General features: G+C 63.5%; 8 protein-coding genes. 2 read left to right on the plus strand and 6 right to left on the minus strand.

Going from position 1 to position 7,175, the window contains the following annotated elements; translation table 11 throughout:
* Positions 1 to 118: 118 nt before the first annotated feature.
* From ACFQ6H_RS24260 to ACFQ6H_RS24285, 6 genes are read right to left on the minus strand one after another with little or no spacing between them, the layout of a single operon-like run.
* Positions 119 to 838, minus strand: coding sequence for a copper homeostasis protein CutC (locus ACFQ6H_RS24260; RefSeq protein ID WP_378649080.1), 720 nt, complete (start codon positions 836 to 838; stop codon positions 119 to 121).
* Position 839: 1 nt separating this feature from the next.
* Positions 840 to 1,619, minus strand: a complete 780-nt coding sequence (gene nagB / locus ACFQ6H_RS24265; RefSeq protein WP_378449301.1) for a glucosamine-6-phosphate deaminase — start codon at positions 1,617 to 1,619, stop codon at positions 840 to 842.
* Entirely contained in the window at positions 1,607 to 2,848 is a 1,242-nt protein-coding gene (locus ACFQ6H_RS24270) for an N-acetylglucosamine-6-phosphate deacetylase (RefSeq protein WP_378649082.1), read from the minus strand. The genes nagB and ACFQ6H_RS24270 overlap by 13 nt, the downstream gene beginning before the upstream one ends.
* Positions 2,845 to 4,518 carry a phosphoenolpyruvate--protein phosphotransferase gene (ptsP, locus tag ACFQ6H_RS24275; protein ID WP_378539427.1) on the minus strand — a complete coding sequence of 558 codons (1,674 nt, stop codon included), beginning with the start codon at positions 4,516 to 4,518 and terminating at the stop codon, positions 2,845 to 2,847. Before ptsP ends, ACFQ6H_RS24270 begins: the two co-directional genes overlap by 4 nt.
* Entirely contained in the window at positions 4,518 to 4,787 is a 270-nt protein-coding gene (locus ACFQ6H_RS24280) for an HPr family phosphocarrier protein (RefSeq protein ID WP_019749212.1), read from the minus strand. The genes ptsP and ACFQ6H_RS24280 overlap by 1 nt, the downstream gene beginning before the upstream one ends.
* 2 nt (positions 4,788 to 4,789) lie before the next feature.
* Positions 4,790 to 6,133, minus strand: coding sequence for a PTS transporter subunit EIIC (locus ACFQ6H_RS24285; protein ID WP_378539426.1), 1,344 nt, complete (start codon positions 6,131 to 6,133; stop codon positions 4,790 to 4,792).
* Between the two features lie 328 nt (positions 6,134 to 6,461).
* Between ACFQ6H_RS24285 and ACFQ6H_RS24290 the strand changes: the two genes are divergently transcribed.
* The gene (locus ACFQ6H_RS24290) at positions 6,462 to 6,692 is read left to right on the plus strand and encodes a PTS glucose/sucrose transporter subunit IIB (RefSeq protein ID WP_283307394.1); all 231 of its coding nucleotides are present in this window, start codon (positions 6,462 to 6,464) and stop codon (positions 6,690 to 6,692) included.
* The gene (locus ACFQ6H_RS24295; RefSeq protein WP_378449297.1) at positions 6,689 to 7,147 is read left to right on the plus strand and encodes a PTS glucose transporter subunit IIA; all 459 of its coding nucleotides are present in this window, start codon (positions 6,689 to 6,691) and stop codon (positions 7,145 to 7,147) included. The genes ACFQ6H_RS24290 and ACFQ6H_RS24295 overlap by 4 nt, the downstream gene beginning before the upstream one ends.
* Positions 7,148 to 7,175 lie beyond the last annotated feature (28 nt).

Genomic DNA, 7,175 nt, shown 5'->3' on the forward strand with positions numbered 1-7,175 from the left:
CCTTGCTCGTATGGACCGCCGAGGAGGCAGCAGTGAATATGTCTACCATCCTATAGTTGGATGTCCATGTATGTCTAGAGCCCAAGCGCCGTGAGTGGTTAAGGAGTCCCGGGGCTCCCTAAGCACGCACAGCGCGGAGCGCGACTGCCGCTTCCTGCGCGACTACGGCATCGGTGACGTCGTATCCATCCGATCCCCCACCAGGTCCGCCGGACACCGCGACAACCTTGCGTGCCGAGAGATGCACCGCATCGACGCCGACGGCAGCGATTGCCGCAATGTCGTCGACGGTTATTCCGCCACCCGCCATGATCTGGATCCGGCCCGCGGCATGTTCGACCATGCGACCGATCTCGTCGAGTCCCTCACTGCAAGTGTCCGCTCCACCGGACGTCAGCACGCGGGTCACGCCGAGGTCGATCAGTTCGTCCAGCGCGGTCAGACGGTCGGTCACCACGTCCATCGCACGATGTACTGTCACCTCGACCCTCGCCGGGTCGACGCATCCGATGATGCGGCGCAGCACGACGGTGTCGATCGAATTGTCTTCTGTCAGCGCGCCGATCACGATGCCGGCAGCTCCCCCCGCCACTGCAGCACGGACGTCGTGCTCCATCACCCACACTTCGTCGGGTGAGAACACAAAGCCTCCGGCGCGCGGACGGATCAGCGGGTGTACCGCGATCCCCACTTCCGACGCTGCCTCGATCACGCCGATGCTGGGCGTCACTCCCCCCGTCGGGCCGAGGGCCGCACACACCTCGACTCGAGTTGCTCCTACCGAACGCGCGATCCTCGCCCCCCGCACGTCCTGCACAGCCAGTTCCAAGACGGTCATGTCAGAAGGACTGCCACGACGGCTTGTGTTCGAGCGCGTACCGGTAGTAATCGGCAAGCTTGAGCGAACTGGCCGCAGCTTCGTCGATCACGACGGTGACATGGCGGTGCAACTGCATCACCGAGGCCGGGCAGAACGCGGACAACGGGCCTTCCACGGCGGCAGCGATCGCATCGGCCTTACCTTCTCCGGTCGCGATCATCACGAGATGCCGTGCATCGCTGATGGTTCCGAGCCCCTGGGTGAGCACGTGGTGCGGGACGTCGTCCACTCCGTCGAAGAACCGCGCATTGTCGATCCTGGTCTGTTCGGTCAGTGTCTTCACGCGGGTGCGCGACGTCAAGGACGATCCTGGCTCGTTGAAGCCGATATGGCCGTCGGTGCCGATGCCGAGCAACTGCACGTCCACTCCCCCGGCCGCCGCGATGCTGTGGTCGTACCGGGCGATCTCCTTCTCCGGGCACGGCGCTTCACCGTTGGGGCTGGACACCATCGCCGGATCCAAGTTGACGTGATCGACGAACTCCGACCGAATCACCGAGTAGTACGACTGCGGATGCCGTTTCGGCAATCCGAGGTACTCGTCGAGCAGAAAGGCTCGGGCCAGCGAGAAGTCGAGTTCGGCGTCGCGATGCCGCGCTGCCAGTTCACGATAAGTTCCGATCGGCGACGACCCCGTTGCGAGCCCGAGCGTCGTCGCCCCGGCTCTGACATATCCTTCGACGATGTCCGCGACGGTCGAGTCGACCTCCGCGGGTGTCGGCTGAATTACGATTTCCATGATTTTTCCTTTCCGGCGGCTTTTCCGCCGAGTAGTACACGCCCCAGGCGCAATTGACGATCTGTGACCACGATGTCGGCGCGAGCGCCGACGGCCAACGATCCGAGTAGGTCGCCCAGGCCCAGCAGGCGCGCTGGGCTCCGAGTTGCTGCTGCGACCGCGTCTTCGAGAGCGACTCCACCGTCGAATACGGTGCTACGCACCACATCGAGCAACCTTGCAGTCCCTCCGGCGATGGCACCGGAACTGCCGTCGGTGGTCGCGAGCCTCGCGACGCCTTCGTGCACCGTGACGTCGAGAGCGCCGAGTTGGTAGTCGCCGTCGTCCATTCCGGCAGCGGCCATGGAGTCACTGACCAAGGCGATCTGGTCGGGGCCGACAGCATCGAAGACCATCGACACGGTCTCGGGAGCAAGATGCACTCCGTCTGCGATCAGTTCCACCACCATCTCGCCTCTCGCGGCCGCCGCCAGGCATGCAGCCACGGGCCCCGGCGATCGATGGTGCAGCGGCGGCATCCCGTTGAACAGGTGGGTCGCACTGATCTGCCCGGCCCAATTCCCGTGCACTGCAGCACCGATGCGCGCCGACGTCGTTGCCGCGTCGGCATCGGTGTGACCGAAACTCGGCACGATGTTGCGATGTCGCATGATCGCGAGCAACTCTTCGAAGTTCTCGGTCTCCGGCGCCAAAGTCATGGACCGTACGGTCCCCCGCGCGGCGTCGCACACGGCTTCGAGTAGATCAGGATCACCGGGAATGATCGCCGCCGGATCCTGGGCACCGCAGCGGACGCCGTTGATGAACGGCCCCTCGAGGTGGATACCCAGAAGTTCTCCGCGTTCGACCAGGTCGGCGAGCATCGTTGCTTGCCGCACCAGATCTGCGCGCGGCGCGGAGACCAGGCTGGCCAACATTCCGGTCGTGCCGTGCTCACAATGATGCGCTGCGGCGCGGCTCGCACCATCGGCGTCGGTGTTCGGAAAACCAGCACCCGCTGCGCCGTGACTGTGGACATCGATCAGTCCAGGCATGATCAACGAGTCGGAACGTTCCGGAATGGCAAAGACGGGCGCCGACGCGACGTAGTCCGCAGCCGAGCCGACCCAGCTGATCTTCTGACCGTCTACGACGACAACGCCGTCGTGAATCTTGCCGATCGGTGACCCGATCACCGTTCCCCGCAGCACAATCGGATCGATTACCGTGGCCGAGCCTGGCGTGCTCATGCGGACTCGAGAATCCGCGCCACGGCTGCTCTACCCTCGATCGGGTTTCGCGCGCCCCGCGCCGCAGCGGCCATGTCCTTGCACACCGCCAGATCGAGTGACGCCAACTGAGCGCGCACGGCGCCCAACGCCGGGACCGACATCGACAAACTCGTGACGCCCAAACCGACCAGAACCGGAGCCAACAGCGGATCCGACGCGGATTCACCGCACACTCCAACCGGTTTCCCGGCGTCGGCGCCCGCCTGACCGACCATCGCGATCAGATCGAGGACCGCCGGCTGCCACGGATCGAGCAGTTGCGCCAGGCTCCCGGCCATACGATCCACGGCGCAGGTGTACTGACTCAGATCGTTGGTACCGATACTGACGAAATCGAGATGCTCGAGGAGGTCCCTCGCCCGCAAAGCGGCAGCTGGAATCTCGATCATCGCTCCCACCTTGCCGATTCCCCGCGAACGCGCGAGTTCTGCAAAGTCTTTCGCTTCGTCGGCCGTGGCCACCATCGGCGCCATCACCCACAGGTCGGCGCCCGTCGCGTTTCCCGCGGCGGCGAGAGCGTCGAGCTGACTGATCAGAGTGTCGGGATAGACCGTGCCTACTCGTAACCCACGGATGCCCAGTGCCGGGTTCTCTTCGATCCCGAGATCGAGAAACGGCAACGGTTTGTCCGAACCCGAATCGAGAGTGCGGACCACTACCTTCTGTCCGGCGAAGTGTTCGAGAACCGACGTGTACGTCTGGGCCTGCTCCTCCACCGAAGGAGCGTCGTGACGCCCGAGATACGAGAATTCGGTACGGAACAGTCCGACGCCCTCACAATCCGCCGCCCCGGCCCGGGCGGCGTCCTCGAGGGTTCCGATGTTGGCCGACAATCTCACCGCGAATCCGTCACGTGTGCGACCCGGACCACGCGCCGAAGCCAACTGCTCTGCCGCGCAGGATGCTTCGAGGGCTACCCGCTCACACATTTCCACAGAGGGATCAATGGTGACCGTTCCGGTAGTGCCATCGAGGATGAGGAGTTTGCCCTCCATCAGCAGGTCGGTTCCCGAGCAGTTCACCACGGCCGGGATTCCGAGCGACTTCGCCAAGATAGCCGTATGGCTGGTCGGGCCTCCTTCCGCGGTCAACAGTCCGACCACGTCGCTGTCACCGAGCGTCGCCGTGTCCGCCGGCGCCAAGTCGCGCGCCACGAGGATGTATGGATGACCCGGAGTGGGGATTCCGGGCATCGGCTCACCGCGGAGCACGGCAACAGCTCGCTGTCCGAGATCACGCAAATCGGTTGCCCGTTCGGCCATGTATCCGCCGAGCGCCGTGAGCTTTTCACAGAACGTGTCGAAGGCGATCGCCACCGAGTGAGCTGTCGGCAACCCGGACTCCAGGTTCGCCTTGGCCGCCTTCACGATGCCCGCGTCGCGCGCCATCGCAGCAGAGGTCGTCAGGATTTCCGCGGGTACACCTTCGACGGACTGTGCACGAGTGAGCAGTTCCTCCGCCACGGCGTCCAGTGCCTCTCGGATTCTGTTCAGCTCCGCCTCGGGACTGCCCGTGACCCGATCCGACGCCGAGGTCGGTTCGGGCGTGGAGAATCGCAGCCACGGCGCACATACCGAACCCGCGCTCACTCCGATACCCGCAATGCGGTTGTCCACACTCGCCGTCATCAGGCTTCGTCCAGTTCCGAAGCGAGAAGCTCTGCGAGTGAACCGACCGCGGCATCGGCGCCGTCACCGTCAGCACGCAAGGTCACCGAATCGCCGAATGCGGCACCGAGAGTCATGACCGACAACATGCTGGAGGCGTCGACGGGTTCGCCGTCGCCGAGCGAGATGGTGACGTCGACCGGTAGGTCGGCCGCGGCGCGCGCGAAGAGCGCTGCGGGTCGTGCGTGGAGTCCGACGCGGGATCCGATTGTCGTGGTTGCGATCGCCATGTTCAGCGTCCTTCCAGTTCCTTGTCGAGCTTGTGTTCAAGTTCTGCGACGAGTGGGGCGTCGGTGCGGGTATCGCCCTCGGCTGCGAGTGCCAATTCGGCCTCGAGCAGCGCGGGGTCGGGCTCACCTGCGGCCACCTCGACCTCTTCTTCTCGTCCCGGCGTGCGCAGGTTCCACTTCTTGATCACGAAACTGAAGAGGAAGTAGTAGATCAGCGCGTACCCGAGCCCGATCGGGATCAACATCCAGGCGTTGGTCGCCTTGCCGAAGTTCAACACGTAGTCGAAGAAGCCTGCGGAGAAGGTGAATCCGTCGTGGATACCGAGCGCATTGACCAGCGCCATCGACGTTCCGGTCAACAGTGAGTGGATGACGTACAGCGGCCACGCGACGAACATGAAGGAAAATTCGAGAGGCTCGGTGATACCGGTGAGGAAGGCGGTCAGGCCGGTGGAGAGCATGATGCCGCCGACGAGCTTCTTCTGAGAAGGCTTGGCGTTGCGCCAGATTGCGAAGGCTGCAGCGGGGAGGGCGAACATCATGATCGGGAAGAATCCGGTCATGAACGTACCGGCGGAGGGGTCGCCGGCGAAGAACCGGTTGAGGTCGCCGCGAACGATCTGACCGCTCGCGTCCTGGTAATCGCCGATCAGGAACCACACGGCGGAGTTCAAGATGTGGTGCAAGCCGGTGGGGATCAGGAGGCGGTTCGCTGCGCCGTAAATGCCGCCGCCGACAACGGTATTGGAAGCAACTGCTTCACCGACCCAGTTGAGGCCGGAGTTGAACAGCGGGTACACGAATGCCATCAGGACACCGACGACAAGACCGGTGATTGCCGTCAGAATGGGAACGAGCCTGCGCCCGTTGAAGAATCCGAGATAATCGGGAAGCTTCGTTCGATAGAACCGCTGCCACAAGATCGCCGACAGCAAGCCCATCACGATGCCGGCGAGCACACCGTAGTTGATCAGGGATTGATCCCCGTTCGGGTCGGTTTTCCCTTCGAGAACGATCGGCGACATCGCCTTGAACACTCCGTCGATCACCATGTAGCCGACGACGGCTGCCAAGGCAGTCGAGCCGTCGGCCTTCTTGGCCCAGCCGATCGCGATACCGACGGCGAAGATCAGCGGCAGCCACGTGAAGACGGCTTGTCCCGCCGCAGAGATCACGGCCGCGGCACTGTGCATCGAACTGAACCGCCCGAGCAGGTCGTCCTGACCGAGGCGGAGCAAAATTCCCGCAGCCGGCAGAACTGCGATCGGAAGCATCAAGCTTCGGCCGAGGCGTTGAACCCCGGCGAACACTTTCGATTCCTTCTTCGGGGTGTCTTCGAGAGTCATCAAAGGACCTTCTTCGTTCGCCGGGCCGCGTCGCGATCGGCCAGTGGTTCTGGAAATTCGGGTGTCGTGCACGTGCAGGTTTCGTGAAAATGCTGGTCACGGTTCATGCTCGGAAGTGAGGCCGAAACCGTTTTGCCGAAACTGTTGTGGAGCCGGACTTCCAACGGGTACTGTCCGGTCATAACCAGTTGTAGTTTTACCTGGTCGAGGCGAGTTGTCAACACCCAAATGTGACATACGTAACCGGGATAGCCTTGACCAGCAACTAGTCAGCCCACCTGTACGACCGTTCAACGATCACGACCAACCCGACAATCAGGAGCAGCAAATGTCGAAAGCGGAAGCAATCATCAAGGGCCTCGGCGGCGCAGAGAACATCGTCGAGATCGAAGCGTGCATCACCCGCCTACGCACCGAGGTCAAGGACGGCGCGAAGGTGAACGAAGCCGCGCTCAAGGCTGCCGGCGCACACGGCGTGCTCAAGGCCGGAACGGTCGTCCAGGTGATCGTCGGACCCGAGGCAGACACCCTTGCCGAGGACATCGAGGACATCCTGTGACGGTCGTCCTCGCCCCGCTGCCCGGCCGGGTCGTCGCACTGGCAGACGTCCCGGACCCGGTGTTCGCTCAGCAGATGGTCGGCTCGGGCGTCGCCATCGAACCTGCCCGCGATCAGGGGCCGCTCACCGTTGTCGCGCCGATCAGCGGGAAGATCCTCAAACTTCACCCCCACGCATTTGTGATCTTCGGAGAGAAGGCCACCGGCGTGCTGGTCCATATCGGCATCGACACGGTCAAACTCGAAGGCGACGGATTCACTCTCATCGCCGCCGAGGGCGACACGGTCAATGCGGGTGATCCCGTCGTCAGCTTCGATCCAGCGCACATCGACACCACCGGCTACTCGGCGATCTGCCCGGTTGTGGTGATGGATTCCAAGCCGGACACCGTCGAATCCCCTTCGGTCGGTAGCGACGTCACCACAGGCGACACGCTGTTCGACTGGTCGGCGTAACGCAAAGGGCGGGCACACCTTCCGGTGC

The sequence above is a fragment of the Rhodococcus sp. NPDC056506 genome, assembly GCF_042794945.1.
In the GTDB taxonomy this organism is placed as follows: Bacteria; Actinomycetota; Actinomycetes; order Mycobacteriales; family Mycobacteriaceae; genus Rhodococcus_F.